The sequence below is a fragment of the Albidovulum salinarum genome, assembly GCF_025673475.1.
GTDB lineage: Bacteria > Pseudomonadota > Alphaproteobacteria > Rhodobacterales > Rhodobacteraceae > Albidovulum > Albidovulum salinarum.
Genome location: NZ_JAOVQO010000001.1, coordinates 114426 through 131644, shown reverse-complemented (window position 1 = coordinate 131644; position 17219 = coordinate 114426). Strand labels below are relative to the sequence as shown.

At 67.8% G+C, this 17219-nt stretch carries 13 protein-coding genes; 5 read left to right on the top strand and 8 right to left on the bottom strand.

Features of this window, described 5'->3' with window-relative positions; translation table 11 throughout:
- Window positions 1–98 precede the first annotated feature (98 nt).
- Complete coding sequence (locus OEZ60_RS00675) at window positions 99–1070, top strand: LysR family transcriptional regulator (RefSeq protein WP_263332181.1); 972 nt, start codon at window positions 99–101, stop codon at window positions 1068–1070.
- A 127-nt stretch (window positions 1071–1197) separates the two neighbouring features.
- On the opposite strand, the gene OEZ60_RS00670 is transcribed toward OEZ60_RS00675, so the two are convergent.
- From OEZ60_RS00670 to OEZ60_RS00635, 8 genes are all read right to left on the bottom strand, one after another.
- Entirely contained in the window at window positions 1198–2073 is an 876-nt protein-coding gene (locus tag OEZ60_RS00670; protein WP_263332179.1) for a dimethyl sulfoxide reductase anchor subunit family protein, read from the bottom strand.
- A complete protein-coding gene (locus tag OEZ60_RS00665; protein WP_263332177.1) occupies window positions 2073–2810 on the bottom strand; it encodes a 4Fe-4S dicluster domain-containing protein in 738 nt (245 codons plus the stop codon). Before OEZ60_RS00665 ends, OEZ60_RS00670 begins: the two co-directional genes overlap by 1 nt.
- Window positions 2807–5593, bottom strand: coding sequence for a molybdopterin oxidoreductase family protein (locus OEZ60_RS00660; RefSeq protein ID WP_263332175.1), 2787 nt, complete (start codon window positions 5591–5593; stop codon window positions 2807–2809). Before OEZ60_RS00660 ends, OEZ60_RS00665 begins: the two co-directional genes overlap by 4 nt.
- Window positions 5594–5669: 76 nt before the next feature.
- A complete protein-coding gene (locus tag OEZ60_RS00655; RefSeq protein ID WP_263332173.1) occupies window positions 5670–6830 on the bottom strand; it encodes an acetate/propionate family kinase in 1161 nt (386 codons plus the stop codon).
- A gap of 1 nt (window position 6831) precedes the next feature.
- On the bottom strand, window positions 6832–7578 hold the full coding sequence (locus OEZ60_RS00650; RefSeq protein ID WP_263332171.1) for a sulfite exporter TauE/SafE family protein: 747 nt from the start codon (window positions 7576–7578) through the stop codon (window positions 6832–6834).
- On the bottom strand, window positions 7578–9356 hold the full coding sequence (xsc, locus tag OEZ60_RS00645; protein WP_263332169.1) for a sulfoacetaldehyde acetyltransferase: 1779 nt from the start codon (window positions 9354–9356) through the stop codon (window positions 7578–7580). Before xsc ends, OEZ60_RS00650 begins: the two co-directional genes overlap by 1 nt.
- Before the next feature lie 94 nt (window positions 9357–9450).
- Window positions 9451–10932: a MocR-like pyridoxine biosynthesis transcription factor PdxR gene (pdxR, locus tag OEZ60_RS00640; protein WP_263332167.1), complete on the bottom strand. Its 1482-nt coding sequence runs from the start codon at window positions 10930–10932 to the stop codon at window positions 9451–9453.
- 152 nt (window positions 10933–11084) lie between these two features.
- Window positions 11085–12464, bottom strand: a complete 1380-nt coding sequence (locus OEZ60_RS00635) for an aminotransferase family protein (protein ID WP_263332165.1) — start codon at window positions 12462–12464, stop codon at window positions 11085–11087.
- 443 nt (window positions 12465–12907) lie between these two features.
- Between OEZ60_RS00635 and OEZ60_RS00630 the strand changes: the two genes are divergently transcribed.
- The 4 genes from OEZ60_RS00630 to OEZ60_RS00615 all read left to right on the top strand — a co-directional run bounded on the left by OEZ60_RS00630 (window position 12908) and on the right by OEZ60_RS00615 (window position 17218).
- On the top strand, window positions 12908–13906 hold the full coding sequence (locus tag OEZ60_RS00630; RefSeq protein WP_263332163.1) for a taurine ABC transporter substrate-binding protein: 999 nt from the start codon (window positions 12908–12910) through the stop codon (window positions 13904–13906).
- Between the two features lie 69 nt (window positions 13907–13975).
- The gene (locus tag OEZ60_RS00625) at window positions 13976–14782 is read left to right on the top strand and encodes a taurine ABC transporter ATP-binding protein (RefSeq protein WP_263332161.1); all 807 of its coding nucleotides are present in this window, start codon (window positions 13976–13978) and stop codon (window positions 14780–14782) included.
- Window positions 14779–16044: an ABC transporter permease gene (locus OEZ60_RS00620; protein WP_263332159.1), complete on the top strand. Its 1266-nt coding sequence runs from the start codon at window positions 14779–14781 to the stop codon at window positions 16042–16044. Before OEZ60_RS00625 ends, OEZ60_RS00620 begins: the two co-directional genes overlap by 4 nt.
- Before the next feature lie 76 nt (window positions 16045–16120).
- Window positions 16121–17218, top strand: a complete 1098-nt coding sequence (locus tag OEZ60_RS00615) for an NAD-dependent epimerase/dehydratase family protein (protein WP_263332157.1) — start codon at window positions 16121–16123, stop codon at window positions 17216–17218.
- The last annotated feature ends 1 nt before the right edge of the window (window position 17219 follow it).

Genomic DNA, 17219 nt, shown 5'->3' with positions numbered 1-17219 from the left:
TCGATCCCATTTCATTGCCGCATCGGTCGGGCTTGACCCGATCCGATTGCGGGTTCACTTTTCTGAAACTTGCGACACCCCAAGAGGCTCCGCCCTTCATGCTTTCCAAAGGCATCACCCTGCGCGCGCTCGAACTGTTCGAGGCGATCGCCCAGACCGGCACCGTGGCCGAGGCCGCGCGGCTGATGGATCTGAGCCTGCCGGCCGCCTCGCAGCAGATCTCGAACCTCGAGACCACGCTCGGCACCACGCTCTTCGACCGCGCCCACCGGCCCCTGCGGCTCACGCCCGCGGGGCGCGTCTTCCTGCACCGGGTGCGCGACGCCCTGAGCCAGATCCGCCAGGCCCGCGCCGAGCTTACCGTGCTCGACATCTCGCATCTGAAGAGCCTGCGGCTCGGCGTGATCGACGATTTCGACGCAGAACTGACACCGGAACTGGTGATCGCGCTCGCCAAGAACCTGAAGAACTGCCGTTTCCGCCTGACCACGGCGCCGAGCCACGAGGTCACGGCGCTGCTGGCGAGCCGCCAGCTCGACATCGTGATCGCGGCCGCGCCGCAGGATCCGGTGCCGGGCGCGCATGAACATCGGCTGCTGCGCGATCCTTACGTGCTCGCCGTGCCGCGCGGCCTCTCCCTGCCGAAGGGGCGCGAAATCGACACGCTCACGGCGCTGCCCTTCCTGCGCTACGACCGCAATCAGCTCATGGGCCGCCAGATCGAGGCGCATCTGGCGCGCCACCGCGTCACGCTCCCCGACCGGATCGAGATCGACAGCAACCAGTCGATCATCGCGCTCGTCGCCAATGGCGCGGGCTTCTCGATCACCACGCCCTTGGCGTTGCTGAGGGCGCGGAGCTTCCTGCCGCAGATCGACATCCATCCCCTGCCCCTCGCCGCGATGTCGCGCACGATCTCGCTCTTCGCGCTGAGCCAGGAGGCCGGCAATGTCCCGGCCGAGATTGCGAAGATGCTGCGCGCGATGATGACCGCGCGGCTGATCGGCCCGGCCAAGGAATTCGCACCTTGGCTTGCCGACACGTTCGCGGTGATTCCGGCGCAGGGTTAGGATCACGGGGCGGGCTCCGGGGCGGGGTCTTCCCGGATAGGACGGCGCGGGGGACGCTGCGGCAAGCATCGCCCCCCGTTTTCTGCAAGATGGAAGCGCGGCTTCCGGAAACTGGAATACGCCGGGGTCAGCGCCGCCCATAGTAGAGACCGACGACATGCTCGGCCTCCGCGAAGAAGAGCCAGCGCGCGGCGAAGGCCCCGGCAAGATGGACGAGGGCTGCCAGCGCCACGGTCGCGACCGACGCGGGCAGGACCAGCAGGATCACCGCCGGCAGAAGCCCGGCCGCGACGACCGCGATCATCCGCAGCCGGGCGGCATGCTTGCGCCCCACGTCATGGATCATCTCGCGCAGGAGGTAGTTCGAACCGGTATGGGCCGGCGCGAACTGCCGCACCGATCCGACCGACCCGAGCCCGGTCGCGCTGCCGAGCGAGGCGCCCACGGCGGCGAACCGCCCGTCACCGAGACGGAAAGCCGCGACGAGCAGCAATCCGAGCGCGAGGCAGAGCAGTGCCGCCAGCACCGCCCGCCCCGACAGCATCGCCCCGGCGGCGAGCGCGAAGCCCATGAACAAGGCCGGCGTGGTCCAGAAGTTCCAGCGCGGGATGGTCTTGAGCTGGGTGTAGATCATCGAGGTAGCGGCGATGGTCACAAGACAGGATAACGCCCCCAGAACGCCCAGGGCCGCGGGCGGCTCCGCCCCGAAGACCGCCGCCAGCGCGACCGGAGCAAGGAGGGCAAGCGAGACGACCGCGGCCCAGGCCTCGCGGCTAAGCCAGCTCGTCCGCCACTGGGTGAAGGCGCGGAGCGCCCGCTGCGGGTTGCCAAGGTGGAAGGCCGAGGCGAGAAGCCCGATCCCGGCCAGCGCGTAGCCGAGCCCCCAGAGCAGGAGGGCCGCCCAGCCCGTGACCGCGACCGCGCCGAGCCCGAGGAAGGCCAGCAGCCCGAATCCGGCACCGGACAGTACCGTGAAGACAATGACGGAAGGTGCTGGATGCATTAGAGTTTCTCCAGAATCCGGTCGAGCCATCCGGCGAATCCGGTGGCCTTCACATCCAGAAGCGGCGCGAGCACGTCGATCTCCTCGGCCTTGCCCTTCGGGCGCGGCGGCAGGTACTTGTTGACCGGCTTGGTCTCCATCTCCGGCATGAGGTCATAGCCGCCACGCTCGGCAACGAGCTTGCTCACGGCGCTTTCGGGATCGCCGAGATCGCCGAAATGCCGCGCCCCGGCCGGGCAGGTGCGGACGCAGGCCGGCTGGCGGTCCTCCTCGGGCAGGTTCTCGTTGTAGATCCGGTCGACGCAGAGCGTGCATTTCTTCATCACGCCCGCCGCCTGATCAAGCTCCCGCGCCCCGTAGGGACAGGCCCAGGCACAAAGGCCGCAGCCGATGCAGGCATCCTCGTTCACCAGGACGATCCCGTCCTCGGCGCGCTTGTAGCTCGCCCCGGTCGGGCAGACCGTGACGCAGGGCGCGTTCTCGCAGTGGAGGCACGAACGCGGGAAGTTGATGATCTGCGCGGGGCCCTGTTCAGGCTGTACCTCGTAGGAATGGACGCGGTTGAGGAACGTCCCCGAAGGTTCTGATCCGTAAGCGTTCTGATCCGACAGCGGCACGCCGTAGCCCTGATCGTTCCAGCCCTTGCAGGCGGTCACGCAGGCATGGCAGCCAACGCAGGTGTCGAGGTCGATGACGAGCCCCAGTTTCTTCGCGGAGGGCGGCGGAAGCGCAGTCATGGCCGGTTCCTCCTCGCTTGCGGCACGGGTGAGACGAGGTTCGGGAAGGCGGGCTGCGCCTCGCCCGGCGGATCGGCCTTCTCGACCCGCACGCGCAGGTCGAACCACGCCGCCTGGCCGGTGATCGGATCGGAGTTGGACCAACGCAAACCATCGCCCTTCTCGGGCAGAAGTTCGTGGATCAGGTGGTTGAGAAGAAAGCCTTTCGTCGCCTCCGGCGCCTCCGGGTCGAGCGCCCAGGCGCCCTTGCGCTTGCCGATCGCGTTCCAGGTCCAGATCGTGTTCTCGTTCAGCGCCGCCATGTGCGCCACCGGCACCGTGATCTCGCCCGAGGGCGAGGTCACGCGGGCCCAGTCGCCCTCCGAGAAGCCGCAGGACTCCCAGATCTTGGTTGGCACATAGAGCGGGTTATGACCGTGGATCTGCCTCAGCCAGGCGTTCTGCGAGCCCCAGCTGTGGTACATCGCCATCGGCCTCTGAGTCAGGGCATGGACCGGATAGGCGTCGCCCGCGCTCTCGCCGAAGGGTTCGTACCACATCGGCAAGGGGTCCATCGTCTCTTTCAGGCGCTGGCGCAGATGCTCGGGCGGCTGGCGCATTCCGTGGCCCTCGGCGGCCAGCCGGAACCGCTGCAACGGCTCGGACCAGAGCGTGAAGAGATAGGGTTGGGGTTTGTCGTAGAATCCGAGGCTTACCGCCCAGTCCTGATACGCCGCGTTCCACGGCTTGTAGAATTGAGCCTCCTCCGGGACATGGGCGACGTGGAACCCGCCATTGTCGATGTAGCGCTGAAGCTGATCGGGATTGACCGGCCCGCGCCCGGTCTGGTCGCCGTTGCCACGCCAGCCCATCAGCGGCCCGACCCCCGGCCGACGCTCGTGGTTGACCATGTAATCCGCGTAATCGCGGTACTTTGCGCGGCCTTCCTCATCCACGAAGCCGGGCAGCTTCAGCCGGTTCGCAAGCTCCACCAACACCGACTGGAAGCCCCTGACCTCGCGGTCCGGCTCGATCACCGGCCAGCGGATCGCGTCCGCCGCCGCCTCGGCCTCGCAGATCGGCCGGTCGAGGAGCGAGATGCAGTCGTGCCGCTCCAGGTAGGTCGTGTCCGGCAGCACCAGGTCGGCATAGGCCACCATCTCCGAGGCATAGGCGTCGGAATAGATGATGCGCGGGATCTTGTACTCGCCCGCCTCGTCCCTCTCGGTCAGCATCTCCATGACGCTGCGCGTGTTCATCGACGAGTTCCACGACATGTTGGCCATGTAGAGCAGGAGCGTGTCGATCTTGTAGGGGTCGCCGGCATGGGCGTTCGGGATGACCATGTGCATCAGCCCGTGCGCCGACATCGGGTTTTCCCAGGAAAACCCCTTGTCGATCCGCGCCGGCGAGCCGTCCGGCTTCAGCGCGAGATGCTCCGGCCCCCGCACAAAGCCGAGATGCGGCCCGCCCAAGGGCTTGCCCGGCACGCAGTCGCAATGCGGCGTCGGATGCGCCTCGATCGGCTTCGGATAGGGCGGCTTGAAACGGAACCCGCCGGGCGTCTCGACCGAGCCGATGAGGATCTGCAGCAGGTGCAGCGCGCGGGCGGTCTGGAAGCCGTTGGAATGGGCCGAAATGCCGCGCATCGCGTGGAAGGCGACGGGGCGGCCGACCATCTTCTCGTGCCGGTCGCCGCGGAAATCGGTCCAGGCGCGGTCGAGCACCACCGGCGCGTCGAAGGCGGCGTGGGCGATCTCGGCCGCGAGCCCCTTGATGCGGGCCGCCGGAATGCCGGTGCGCTCCGCCACCGCCTCGGGCGCGTAGTCGTCGGCGAGATAACGTTCCGCGAGGTGCTGGAAGACCGTGCGATGCCCGTCGTGGACGGCACCGAGATCGGGCCGGACGCCCTGCTGGTCGAAGGGCGCGGGCTTGCCGGTCGCCCTGTCGATCACCAGAAGCTTGCCGTCTCCATCGCGCAGCAGGAGCCCCTTGCCCGGCCCCTCGGTGCCATCCACCAGACAGGGCGCGTTGGTGAACCGCGCGAGATAGTCGAGGTCGATCTTGCCGGCTTTCAGGATCTCGTGGACCAGCGACAGGATCAGGAGCCCGTCGGTCCCCGGCGTGATTCCGTACCAGTCGTCGGCGACGCCGTTGTAGCCGGTGCGGATCGGGTTGACGCCGATCACCCGGGCGCCGCGCGCCTTGAGCTTGCCGATGCCGATCTTGATCGGGTTGGAATCGTGGTCCTCGGCGACACCGAACAGCACGAAGAGCTTCGCCCGGTCCCAGTCGGGCTGGCCGAACTCCCAGAACGCGCCGCCCATCGTGTAGATGCCGCCTGCCGCCATGTTGACCGAGCAGAAACCGCCATGCGCGGCATAGTTCGGCGTCCCGAAGCCCTGCGCCCAGAAGCTCGTGAACGATTGCGACTGGTCGCGCCCGGTGAAGAAGGCAAGTCTCTCCGGCGCGTCGTCGCGCAGGGGCTTCAGCCAGCCCACCGCGATCTCGAACGCCTCCTCCCAGGAGATCTCCTCGAACGCGCCCGAGCCGCGCGGACCGACCCGCTTCAGCGGCGCGCGGAGCCGCGAGGGTGCTGTCACCTGCATGATCCCCGAGGCGCCCTTGGCGCAAAGCACGCCCCTGTTGACCGGGTGCCGGCGGTTGCCCTCGATATAGCTCACGCGCCCCGACTTCAGGTGCACGTTGATGCCGCAGCGGCAGGCGCACATGTAGCATGTCGTGCGCCTGACCTCGTCCGAGACATTGGGAGAAGTGTCCAGCTTCGGCTCTTGAAAGCCCATTTTCGTTCCCTATCCCTGTTCGCGCGCGGAACGTTCTTCCCGATTGATCCTCAGATCAACCCGAATGTGCCCGCTTTCATTTTTTCGTATCGGTCGTTTGCCCCCCGAGTACCGCGACCACCTCGGCCGCGATGTGGCGCTCCTCGGCGGCCGGCACGATCACCACCGGCACCGCCGAACCGGCCCGGTCGAGCCGCGCCCCGCCCGCAGCATTCGCTGCCGGATCGAGCGCCACGCCCATGAAACCGAGCCCCTCGCAAATCGCCCTGCGCGCCTCGGCGTCGTTCTCGCCGATGCCGCCGGTGAAGGCGACGCAGTCGAGCCCGCCCATCGCCGCGATCATCGAGCCGGCGTGGCGCACCGCCCAGTAGCCGAAATGCGCGACCGCAAAGCGCGCCTCCTCGGTTCCCGCCGCGTGCAGCGCGCGCATGTCGGAGGCGCCGCCGAGGCCGAGAAGCCCGCTTCTGTTGTTGAGGAGCCGCTTTGCCCCGTCGATGCCGTGATCCTCGGCGAGCCGGAGCACGGCGTTGCCGTCGATCGCGCCGGTGCGCGTGCCCATCGTCAGCCCGTCGAGCGGCGAGTAGCCCATCGTCGTCGCCACCGACCGCCCGTCGCGGATCGCCGCGAGCGAGGCGCCGTTGCCGAGATGGAGCGCCAGCACCCGGCCCGGCAGCGGCGCGCCGAGCAGCTCCGGCAGCCGCAGCGTGAGGCTCGCGTAGGAGATGCCGTGAAAGCCGTAGCGGCGGATGCCCTTCGCCTCTTCCTCCGCCGGCAGCGCGTAGCGCAGCGCGACCTCGGGATTGGTGGCGTGGAAGGCGGTGTCGAAGCAGGCGACCTGCGGCAGCTCCGGCGCGAGCCGCCCGAGAGCCCGGATCGCCGCGAGATTGTGGGGATTGTGCAGCGGCGCGAGCGGTACGCAGGCCTCGATCGATGCCAGCACCTCGGGAGTGACCCGGACCGAGCCGGTCAAGGCCCGCCCGCCATGCACGACCCGGTGGCCCGCCGCCTTCAGCCGCGCGACCGGATGACCCGCCTTTGCGAGCCCCGCGATGAGGAGCGACAGCGCCGCGTCATGGTCGGGCGCCTCGCAGGCGCGCTCCACGCCGATCTTCAGCCGCGCGGCACCGCCGATCTCGGTCACGGCGCCGGTAGCGACAGTCTGAAGCGCGCCGTCGAAGAGCGCCACCTTGATCGAGGACGACCCGGCATTGACGACGAGGATCAGGTCATTCTCCATCTCAGATCACCGATTTCAGAAGGCCGAGCGTCGCGAGCCCGGCAAGGAGGAGAAGCGCGAAGCGGCGAAAGTCCTGCGGCTCGGCCTTGAGGAACTGCCGCCCGCCGAGCCAGATTCCCGCCGCCATCATCGGCAACACGAAAAGCGTGGCGCGGAACGTGTCGGCGCTGACCATACCGGCCCGCGCCATGATGGGCAGCGACCAGAGGTCCATCAGCGTGAAATAGGCGATGAGCGTCGCCCGGAACACCGCAGCCGCGACCGGCTGCGCCGTCATGAAGACCGCGACCGGCAGCCCCCCCACGCCCGCACCGTTGGCGAGGCCCGAGACGAAGCCGGTGCCGGTCGTCCCGACATCGCCGACGTGACCGCGAAAGCTCCAGCCGATCCAGAGCAACGCGCACATTACCAGCACGAAGAGCGCGATCACCGCCCGCGCGAGATCCGTGCCGATCGACGTGATGATCGTCACCCCCAAGGGCACGCCGGCCAGCGCGCCGAGCATCAGCGTGCCGACCCGCCGCCAGTCGATCCGCGCCCAGATCCCGCGCGCCTGCTGCACCGTCATCACGATGTCGCACAGGATCACCACCGGCACCGCATGGAGCGGGCTGGTGACGAGGCTCGTGGCCAGGATCACCAGTGCCGCGAAACCGAACCCGGAATAGCCCCGCACGAAGGCCGCGCCGAAGACGGCGACGGCGAGAAACGCCGCCGCCGCCGGTTCCAGCCCGAATGGGAGCGCCATCACGCCCCTTTTTGCGGGCGCATGTCGGCGCGGTTGATGCCCGCGACCTCGACAGGCTTCTTCATCGCGTCGCGGCGGAAGGGCTCGCCCAGTTCCTGGTTGATCATGGCTTCGATGAGCGTGGTCTTGCCATGCTTCATCTGGTCCTCGATCGCCTTGTTGAGCGCGGCCGTCAGCTCGTCCATCGTCCGGGCCACGACGCCCTGCAACCCGCAGGCCTTGGCGATGCCGGCATAGGACACCTGCGTATCCAGCTCGGTGCCGACGAAGTTGTCGTCATACCAGAGGGTGGAGTTGCGCTTTTCCGCGCCCCACTGGTAGTTGCGGAAGACGATCTGCGTGACGGCCGGCCATTCCTCGCGGCCGATGGCGGTCAGTTCCGTCACCGCGATGCCGAAGGCGCCGTCGCCCGAGAAACCGACGACCGGCACGTCCGGGCAGCCGATCTTGGCGCCGATCACCGCAGGCAGGCCGTAGCCGCAGGGGCCGAAGAGACCCGGCGACAGGTATTTGCGGCCTTCCTCGAAGGACGGATAGGCGTTGCCGATGGCGCAGTTGTTGCCGATGTCGGACGAGATGATCGCGTTCTTCGGCAGTGCCGACTGAATCGCGCGCCACGCTTTGCGCGGCGAGAGCCAGTCCGGCTTCGCGGCACGGGCACGCTCGTTCCAGGTGGTGCCCGGATCGTCCTGCTCGTGATCCATCGAGGTCAGTTCCTGCGCCCAGGCCGACTTAGTCTTGGCAATGAGCGCCTTGCGATCGTCACGACCGGCGTCGCCAGCGCTGTCCGAGAGCCGCTCGAGGATCGAGTTGGCGACCTTCTTCGCATCGCCGATGATGCCGACGGTGACCTTCTTGGTCAGTCCGATCCGGTTCGGGTTGATGTCGACCTGGATGATCGCGGCATCCTTCGGCCAGTAGTCGATGCCGTAGCCCGGCAGCGTCGAGAACGGGTTGAGCCGGGTGCCGAGCGCCAGGACGACATCAGCCTTGGCGATGAGTTCCATGCCCGCCTTCGAGCCGTTGTAGCCGAGCGGGCCCGCGAAAAGGGGATGCGAGCCGGGGAACGCGTCGTTGTGCTGGTAGCCGACGCAGACCGGGGCCGATAGGCGCTCGGCGAGCTTGATCGTGTCGCCGATGGCGCCGCCGAGCACCACGCCCGCGCCGTTCAGGATCACCGGGAACTTGGCGTTCGACAGAAGCTCGGCCGCCTTAGACAGCGCCTCATCGCCGCCGCCGGGGCGTTCGAACTCGACGATCTGCGGCAGTTCGATGTCGATCACCTGGGTCCAGAAATCGCGCGGCATGTTGATCTGCGCCGGCGCCGAGGCGCGCTTGGCCTGCAGGATCACGCGGTTCAGCACCTCGGCGACGCGCGACGGGTCTCGCACCTCTTCCTGATAGGCGACCATATCGCGGAACGCGGCCATCTGCTCGACTTCCTGGAAGCCGCCCTGCCCCATCGTCTTGTTGGCGGCCTGCGGCGTCACCAGCAGAAGCGGCGTGTGGTTCCAGTAGGCGGTCTTCACGGCGGTGACGAAGTTGGTGATGCCGGGGCCGTTCTGGGCGATCATCATCGACATCTTGCCGGTGGCGCGGGTGTAGCCGTCCGCCATCATGCCGCCCGATCCCTCATGGGCGCAGTCCCAGAAGGTGATGCCGGCTTTGCCGAAGATATCCGAGATCGGCATCATGGCCGAGCCGATGATGCCAAAGGCATGCTCAATGCCGTGCATCTGCAGGACTTTGACGAAAGCTTCTTCGGTGGTCATCTTCATGGGTCGTCTCCTTCAGCCGCAGCCATTCCGACGGGGCCACAGGCCCCGGTTCGAAACGTTTCTACGCCCCGTTACCGGCACCCTGTAGGGCCAGTCACGCCACCTGATTAGCGCCAGTTTCGCGCAACGCCTCGGCGATGAGCGCGATGCCCTCGGGAATCCGGTTCTGCGAGATCGAGGAATAGGCGAGCCGGTAGTAATTCCGCGGCGCCGTGCCCGGCGCGAAGAAGGCCCGCCCCGGCTCGATCAGCACGCCCTTCGCGCGCAGGTCGACCGCGAGCAGCCCGGTATCCACCGCCGCTGGCGCCCGCATCCAGAAGCTCGATCCGCCGAAGGCGCCCTGCCCGGCGATTTCCAGCCCGTGGGTTCGGATCGCCTCGTCCATCACCGTGCGGCGGCGCTTGTAGGCCTGGTTCAGCCGGTTGATCAGCGCGTCGTAATGGCCGAGCGAGAGGAAATAGGCCACCGTGCGCTGGATATGCCCCGGCGTGTGGCGCAGCATCGCCGCGCGAAGCGCGCGCGCCTCGCGGATGAAGGCCTCGGAGGCGACGAGATAGCCGAGCCGGAGCCCCGGAAACAGCGACTTCGAGAACGAGCCGACATGGATCACCCGGCCCTCGCGGTCGAGCGACTTCAAGGCCGGGGCAGCGGGCTTCAGGAACGACATCTCGAACTCGTAATCGTCCTCGATGACAAGGAAATCCTCGCGCCCCGCGCGCTCCAGAAGCGCGGTGCGTCGGCCGATCGGCATCGTCGCATTGGTCGGGCAGTGATGGCTTGGCGTCGTGAAGATCGCCTCGATCCCCTCCGGCACCGCCTCGGGCAGCAGGCCATCGGCATCCACCTCGACCGGCAGCACCTCGGCGCCGATCTGGCCGAGAATCGCGCGCAGGCCCGGATAGCAGGGATTCTCCACCGCTGCCCGGCTGCCCTGGCCGAGCAGGATCTCGGACGCGAGCCAGAGCGCGTTCTGCGCCCCCATGGTCAGGAGGATCTCCTCGGGCCGGGCGCTGATTCCGCGCCGGGGCAGGATCGAGCGCATGATGTACTCGATCAGCATCGGGTCGTCGCGCTCGTAGAAATCGGCCGTCAGCACCTCGAAGTCACGCTTGCCGAGCGCACGCAGCGCGCATTGGCGCCAGTTCTGGTGGTCGAAGAGCGTGGCGTCGGCCTGGCCGTAGATGAAGGGATAGGCATAGGACTGCCAGTCGACCGGCCGCGCGATCAGCTCGTGGCGCGAGAACCGGCGGCCGACGATCCGCTCCCAGTCCACGGTGTCGCGATGCGGCCGCTCCTCGAACTCGAAACCCGGCTGCATCGGCGCGGTGTCCGAGACGTAATAACCCGAGCGCCCCCGCGCCGTCAGGTAATCGCCCGAAACAAGCTCGGTATAGGCGAGCGTCACGGTGATCCGGCTGACACCGAGATGCTCGGCGAGCCCGCGGCTCGACGGCAGCTTCTCGCCCGGGCGGAAGCGGCCGCGCAGGATGCCCTCGGCCACCATCTGCTGGATCTGCTGCTGCAACGTCCCGTTGAAACCGGGCGTCAGGAAAAAGGCTTCCGCCGGGATCGACATTTCTGGCCTTATGCGCGCGCTGAACTGGACCTAGATCCAGAAAGCCGAAACGGGCGCCGCCGTCAAGCCGCGCCCGCTCCTTCTTCATTGTCCAAGTACCCCGGGGGAGTCGCCGCCCCGGCGGCGACGGGGGCAGCGCCCCCTCCTTGGCCTCAGCTGAAGACCTTGGTCAGCGCCTTGTCGATCGCACCGGTGATCTGGTCGATGTCGTCCGCGGTCGCGATCAGCGCCGGCGAGAGGCAGAGCGTGTTGTTGAAGCCCGGCAGCGAGCGGTTGGTCGCGCCGATGAGCACGCCCTGCGCCGCACATTCGGCGACCACGGCCTGCACCTTCTTCTCGTCCGCCGGCTCCTTCGTGGCGCGGTCCGCCACCAGCTCGGCGCCGCAGAAAAGGCCCTTGCCGCGCACGTCGCCGATCACCCGGTGCTTGTCCATCAGCGCGCGGAGATTGTTCATCGTCCGCTCGCCCATCTTGACGGTGTTCTCCAGGAGCCCCTCGTCCTCGATGATCCGCATGTTCTCGATCGCCGCCGCCGGACCGGCGGTGCAGCCGCCGAAGGTGGAGATGTCGCGGAAATAGTTCATCGGGTCCGAGGCGTCGTCCTTGAACATCTCGAAGACGGCTTCGGTCGTCACCATGCAGGCGATCGCGGCATAGCCCGAGGCGACGCCCTTGGCCATCGTCACGAAGTCCGGCTTGATGCCGTAGTGCTGGTAGCCGAACCAGGTGCCGGTGCGGCCGACGCCGCAGACGACCTCGTCGATATGCAACAGGATCTCGTACTTCTTGCAGATCTCCTGCACCCGCTCCCAGTAGCCTTCCGGCGGGGTGATGACGCCGCCGCCCGCGGTCACCGGCTCGAGGCAGAGCGCGCCGATGGTATCCGGCCCCTCGCGCAGGATCACTTCCTCGATCGCGTCCGCCGCGCGCTCGCCGTAATTCGCGACATCCCACTGCTTGCGGTATTCGAGGCAGTGCGGAACCTTCACGAAGCCCGGCACGAAGGGGCCGTACTGGGCGTTGCGCTCGTCCTGGCCGCCGGCCGACATCGTCGCGATGGTGGCGCCGTGATAGTCGCGGTCGCGGTAGAGGATCTTGTGCTTCTTGCCGCCGTAGCGCTTATGGGCGATCTGGCGGATCATCTTGAACGCCTTCTCGTTCGCTTCCGAACCCGAGTTGGTGTAGTAGACACGGCTCATGCCCGGCATCTTCTCGATGAGCCGCTTGGCGAAGATCGAGCCGGGAATCGAACCGGCGGAGTTGGCGAAGTAGTTGACCTTGATGAGCTGGTCATAGACCGCCTTGGCGATCGACTCGCGGCCATAGCCCACGTTGACGGTCCAGACGCCACCCGAAACGGCGTCGAGCAGTTCCTTGCCCTTCGCGTCCCAGACCCGCATCCCCTTGCCCTCGACGATCACGCGGGGGTCCGAGGTCTCGAACGGCTTGTGCTGGATCAGGTGATGCCAGAGATGGGCGCGGTCGGCCTCGACCACTTCGGAAATATCGTTCGAATAGACGGAGCTGTTCATCGTTTCTACCTTTTCTCGGTGCGCTGCCGGCCCGTCGGAATCGCGCCTCTATTCGGCCGGGACGGGGTCGGGCTTGACGCCGAAATCATCACGAAAGCCGCCGTTGCCGTAGGGCCAGAGACTACGCTCCGATAGTACCAGATTTCCACCAACATTCCACTTTCCGAAACCTGCACTTCGCCGCTTCGAAAAGCGCGACGGCGCGCTTGCCGCAGGGACCGGCGCCGATCCGAATGGAGAGGTCGGAAGGCGGGAGGCCATCTGGTACACTGCACGCGCGGGAGAAAGGCCCGGCGGCAGCCGGCAAGACAAGCCCGGATCCGGGAAAACTGGACTTAACACTGACACGGAATCTGGTCCTATACCGGCCATTGTTAGCGCCTCATAGTGACGGGCAACAAGGCAATCCGAACAGGACCAGGGTTAATCAGGGAGAACGACGCATGAGAACTACGACTTTCAGGACGGCGGTCGCGGTGGCAGCTCTGATGGCGGGGGCCCAGGCGGCCCAAGCGCTCGATGAGATCACGGTGGCCTACTTCCTCGAATGGCCGATGCCGTTCGAATACGCAAAGGTGATGGGCACCTACGAACAGGAGATGGGCGTCAAGATCAACTGGCGCAGCTTCGACACCGGCACCGCGATGTCGGCGGCGATGGCGAGCGGAGACGTGCAGATCGCCGTGAGCCAGGGCGTGCCGCCCTTCGTCGTCGCGACCTCGGCCGGCCAGGACCTGCAGGCGGTCGACGTCGCCGTGTCCTACGCCGAGAACGACAACTGCGTCGTGCGCACCGATCTCGAGATCACCAAGGACAACGCCGCCGAACTCGCCGGCAAGAAGGTCGCCGTGCCGATCGGCACCGCGGCCCATTACGGCTTCCTCAAGCAGATGTCGCATTTCGGCGTCGACATCTCGACGATGGAAATCGTCGACATGGCGCCGCCCGACGCCGCTGCCGCCTTCGCGCAGGGTTCGCTCGACATGGCCTGCGGCTGGGGCGGCGCGCTGCGGCGGATGCTGGAAAGCGGCAACGTGCTCCTGACCGGGGCCGAGAAGGAAGAACTCGGCATCCTCGTCTTCGACGTGACCTCGGTGCCGGCTTCCTTCGCGGCCGAACAGCCCGAGCTCCTGTCGAAGTTCCTCAAAGTGACGGCCGATGCCAACGCGATGTGGAACGAGGGCTCAAAGCAGGCCGAGATGCTGCCGGTCATCGCCCAGGACGCCGGCATGGACGAGACCGCGACCGCCGACACCATGGCCACCTTCGTCTTCCCCTCGGCCGAGGACCAGCTTTCGGCGAAGTGGCTCGGCGGCGGCGCGCAGGAGTTCATGAAGGGCGTGGCCGACGTCTTCGTGCAGGCCGGCTCGGTGCCGGCGGCGCTCGACAGCTACGACAACGCGGTCAACGTCGCGCCGCTCTCCTCGGCAGCGGGGATGTAAGCACCCCCACCCCGCGGCCCGGCCGCCAGCGGCCGGGCCGTCCCGCAACCAGATCCGCGAGGGGGGACCATGACCGGATTGATCATCGACAACGTGTCGATGCGATTTGACTTGCCCAACGGCTCGGCCGTTCAGGCGCTCAAAAACGTATCTCTGGAACTGAAAAAAGGCGAACTCCTGTCGGTCCTCGGACCCTCGGGCTGCGGCAAGACCACGCTGCTCAACATCCTCGCGGGCTTTCTCGCGCCGACCGAGGGCAAGGTCGAGCTGAACGGCCACCGAGTCACCGGCCCCGCCGCCGAACGCGGCATGGTGTTCCAGCAGGGCGCGCTCTTCGAATGGATGAGCGTCCGCAAGAACGTCGACTTCGGCCCGCGCATGAAGGGCATGGCCCAGGCGGAGCGCGACAAGATTACCGACCACCTGCTCGATATCGTCGGGCTTCAGGAGTTCAAGGAAAAGGCGGTCTACGAGCTTTCGGGCGGCATGCAGCAGCGCGTGGCGCTGGCGCGGTGCCTCGCGAACGACCCCGACGTGATCCTGATGGACGAGCCCCTCGGCGCCCTCGACGCGCTGACGCGCGAGAAGATGCAGGGCCTCGTGCTCAAGCTCTGGAAGGAAACCGGCAAGACAGTGATCCTCATCACCCACTCGGTCGAGGAGGCGCTTCTGCTCGGTGAAAGGCTCCTCGTCATGGCCCCGCGTCCGGGGCGGATCTTCAAGGAATATCGCCTGCCCTTCGCCGAACGCGGCGTCGGCCGCGACCTGCGCGACGTCAAGAAGTCCGAGGGCTTCGCGGAGACGCGCGAAGAGATCCTCGGCATGATCTGGGGCATGGAGGAAGAAATCATGGGCCGATCGGAGACCGCGGCATGACCGTTCTCATCTTCTACGTCGCGCTCTTCGCCGCCGCCTATTTCGTCGTGCGCTTCATCCGCAGACACCGCGAGGGGCGGCACGACTACACCAGCCTCAAGACCGTGACCTTCGGCGACGAAAGCGCGATCACGCCCGACCGCGTGGCCTCGGTCATCTCGGTGCTCACGATCTTCCTGATCTGGGGCGCCTTCACCGGCTCGAAACTGGTGCCGTTCCACGTCCCCGGCCCGTTCATGGGCGAGACCTCCTTCACCTACACCGCGACCAACGCCGCCGGCGAGACCGACGAGGCCACCGTCACCGTGCTCGTCCACGAGGCCGGCCAGAAACCGGCGGCGCCGGAAGTCGCGCCCGGCACCGGCTTCGCCAAGGACGACAGCGCGGCGATGCAGGCCTGGCGCAGCATGCTGCTGCGGCCCGCCTCGAACGACGAGGGCGGCTCGGAGTCGGGCTTCACCATCACCGCGATCGACGGCAAGCCGGTGCAGCCCGAGGTTCCCGCCGCCGTCGCCAACGGCAAGGTGACGCTGACCTCGAAGGGCTCGATGAACTTCGAGCCCGACAAGGGCTGGCAGATGGAGCCGATCTGGATGCCCGCGCCCGAGGCCGTGGCCGCGCGACTCGCCGAGATTGCCACCAACGGCTATCAGAACACCTCGCTCTGGGGCCATCTCGGCGCCTCGCTGATGCGGGTGCTCGGCGGCTTCATCCTCGGCTCGATCGTCGGCATTCCCCTCGGCTACGCGATGGGCCTGTCGAGCTGGTTCCGCGGCTGGTTCGACCCGATCGTGGAGTTCATGCGCCCGGTGCCGCCCTTGGCGCTGATCCCGCTCGTGATCATCTGGTTCGGCATCTGGGAGACCGGCAAGATCGTCCTGCTGTTCCTCGCCGCCCTGTGGATCATGACCATCGCCGCGCGCTCCGGCGTCTCGGGGGTCAGGATCTCCAAGATCCACGCCGCCTACTCGCTCGGCGCCACCAAGGCGCAGATCATGCGCCACGTCATCATCCCGAACTCGCTGCCCGACATCTTCACCGGCGCGCGGGTGGCGATGGGGGTCTGCTGGGGCACCGTGGTCGCGGCCGAGCTCGTCGCCGCGCAGAAGGGTGCCGGCATGATGATCATCGCCGCCTCGAAGTTCCAGCTCACCGACATCGTCGTGATGGGGATCATCCTGATCGGCATCATCGGCTACGGCATCGACATCCTGATGCGGATGGCCGAACGCTGGCTCGTGCCCTGGAAGGGCCGCGGCTGACCACTCTCCCGGCGGGGCGTTTGCAATTGCCCCGCCGACCGCTATCGTCAACCGGACGCGAGACGGAGGGCGGAGCGTGCATGAAGCTGGATGGCGCGATGCGCTGAGGGGGCGCCGGGTCTTCGTGACCGGCGCCTCCGGCTTTATCGGGCGCCGGCTGGTCCCCGCGCTCGCCGCCTCCGGCGCGGCCGTCACCGTGCTCGCCCGCTCCCGCGCCGCCGCGCGGGGCCTACCGCCCGGGGTCCGCGTCCTGCCGGGCAGCCTCGCGCCGGGGACGGACCTCGCCGCCGCGCTCGCCGGGCAGGAGGTGCTGCTGCACCTCGCCTACGACCTCCGCGCCGCCCCCGCCGCCAATCTCGCGGCCTTCGACCTTCTCGCCGATGCCGCGGCACGCGCCGGGGTCGGTCGGATCGTCCACGCGAGCTCGATCGTCGTCTATGACGGCTGGCCCGGCGGCGACCTCGACGAGGCCAGCCCCTGGGGCGGCTCCGGCGGCAGCGGCTACCGCGCGGTCAAGATCGCGATGGAACGACGCCTCCTTGCCGGCACGCTTCCCGCCGCGATCCTTCAGCCGACCATCGTCTACGGCCCCGGCTCGGCGCTCTGGACCGACAGCTTCGCTTTGGCGCTCGCGCGCGGCGCCGTCGTGGTGCCGGAGCCCGAGGGCCTCTGCAACGGCGTCTTCGTCGACGATGTGGTGCGGGCCGCCTTGCGCGCCGCGGCCCTGCCCGACCTCGGGCACGAGCGTTTCATCGTCTCGGGGCCCGAGCCCTTCGCTTGGTCGGCGCTGATCGAGGGCTACGCCGCAATCCTCGGCCGGGGCGAACTGCGCCGTGTGCCGGAGGCCGAGCTCCGCGCCCGCCTTGGCCCTCGCCCCGCCCCCGCCGGCCCCGCGGCCGCGCCGCCGCTCGCCGCCCGGATCAGCGCCGGCGCCCGCCGCCTGATCGGCCACCGCCGGTTCGAGGCGCTGACCAGCGCGCTCCGCCAAGGGCTCGACCGGGACGGCGTCATGTATCCCGACCACCACCTGCTCGACGAGATGACCGGGCGCGGCCGCTGCCGCATCGACCATGCTTGCGCCCGGCTGGGCTACGCGCCCGACCATAACCTCGCGCGAGGCCTCGCCGCGACGGCGGACTACCTGCGCAGCCGCCATCCCGACCGCCGCGCTTGAC

What these genes read in the sequence shown, in the direction of transcription:
- OEZ60_RS00670 (WP_263332179.1), bottom strand. Translation starts at nt 2,073, where the DNA reads ATGCATCCAGCACCTTCCGTCATTGTCTTCACGGTACTGTCCGGTGCC.
- OEZ60_RS00665 (WP_263332177.1), bottom strand. Translation starts at nt 2,810, where the DNA reads ATGACTGCGCTTCCGCCGCCCTCCGCGAAGAAACTGGGGCTCGTCATC.
- xsc (WP_263332169.1), bottom strand. Translation starts at nt 9,356, where the DNA reads ATGAAGATGACCACCGAAGAAGCTTTCGTCAAAGTCCTGCAGATGCAC.
- OEZ60_RS00620 (WP_263332159.1), top strand. Translation starts at nt 14,779, where the DNA reads ATGACCGTTCTCATCTTCTACGTCGCGCTCTTCGCCGCCGCCTATTTC.
- OEZ60_RS00655 (WP_263332173.1), bottom strand. Translation starts at nt 6,830, where the DNA reads ATGGAGAATGACCTGATCCTCGTCGTCAATGCCGGGTCGTCCTCGATC.
- pdxR (WP_263332167.1), bottom strand. Translation starts at nt 10,932, where the DNA reads ATGTCGATCCCGGCGGAAGCCTTTTTCCTGACGCCCGGTTTCAACGGG.
- OEZ60_RS00635 (WP_263332165.1), bottom strand. Translation starts at nt 12,464, where the DNA reads ATGAACAGCTCCGTCTATTCGAACGATATTTCCGAAGTGGTCGAGGCC.
- OEZ60_RS00660 (WP_263332175.1), bottom strand. Translation starts at nt 5,593, where the DNA reads ATGGGCTTTCAAGAGCCGAAGCTGGACACTTCTCCCAATGTCTCGGAC.
- OEZ60_RS00675 (WP_263332181.1), top strand. Translation starts at nt 99, where the DNA reads ATGCTTTCCAAAGGCATCACCCTGCGCGCGCTCGAACTGTTCGAGGCG.
- OEZ60_RS00625 (WP_263332161.1), top strand. Translation starts at nt 13,976, where the DNA reads ATGACCGGATTGATCATCGACAACGTGTCGATGCGATTTGACTTGCCC.
- OEZ60_RS00630 (WP_263332163.1), top strand. Translation starts at nt 12,908, where the DNA reads ATGAGAACTACGACTTTCAGGACGGCGGTCGCGGTGGCAGCTCTGATG.
- OEZ60_RS00650 (WP_263332171.1), bottom strand. Translation starts at nt 7,578, where the DNA reads ATGGCGCTCCCATTCGGGCTGGAACCGGCGGCGGCGGCGTTTCTCGCC.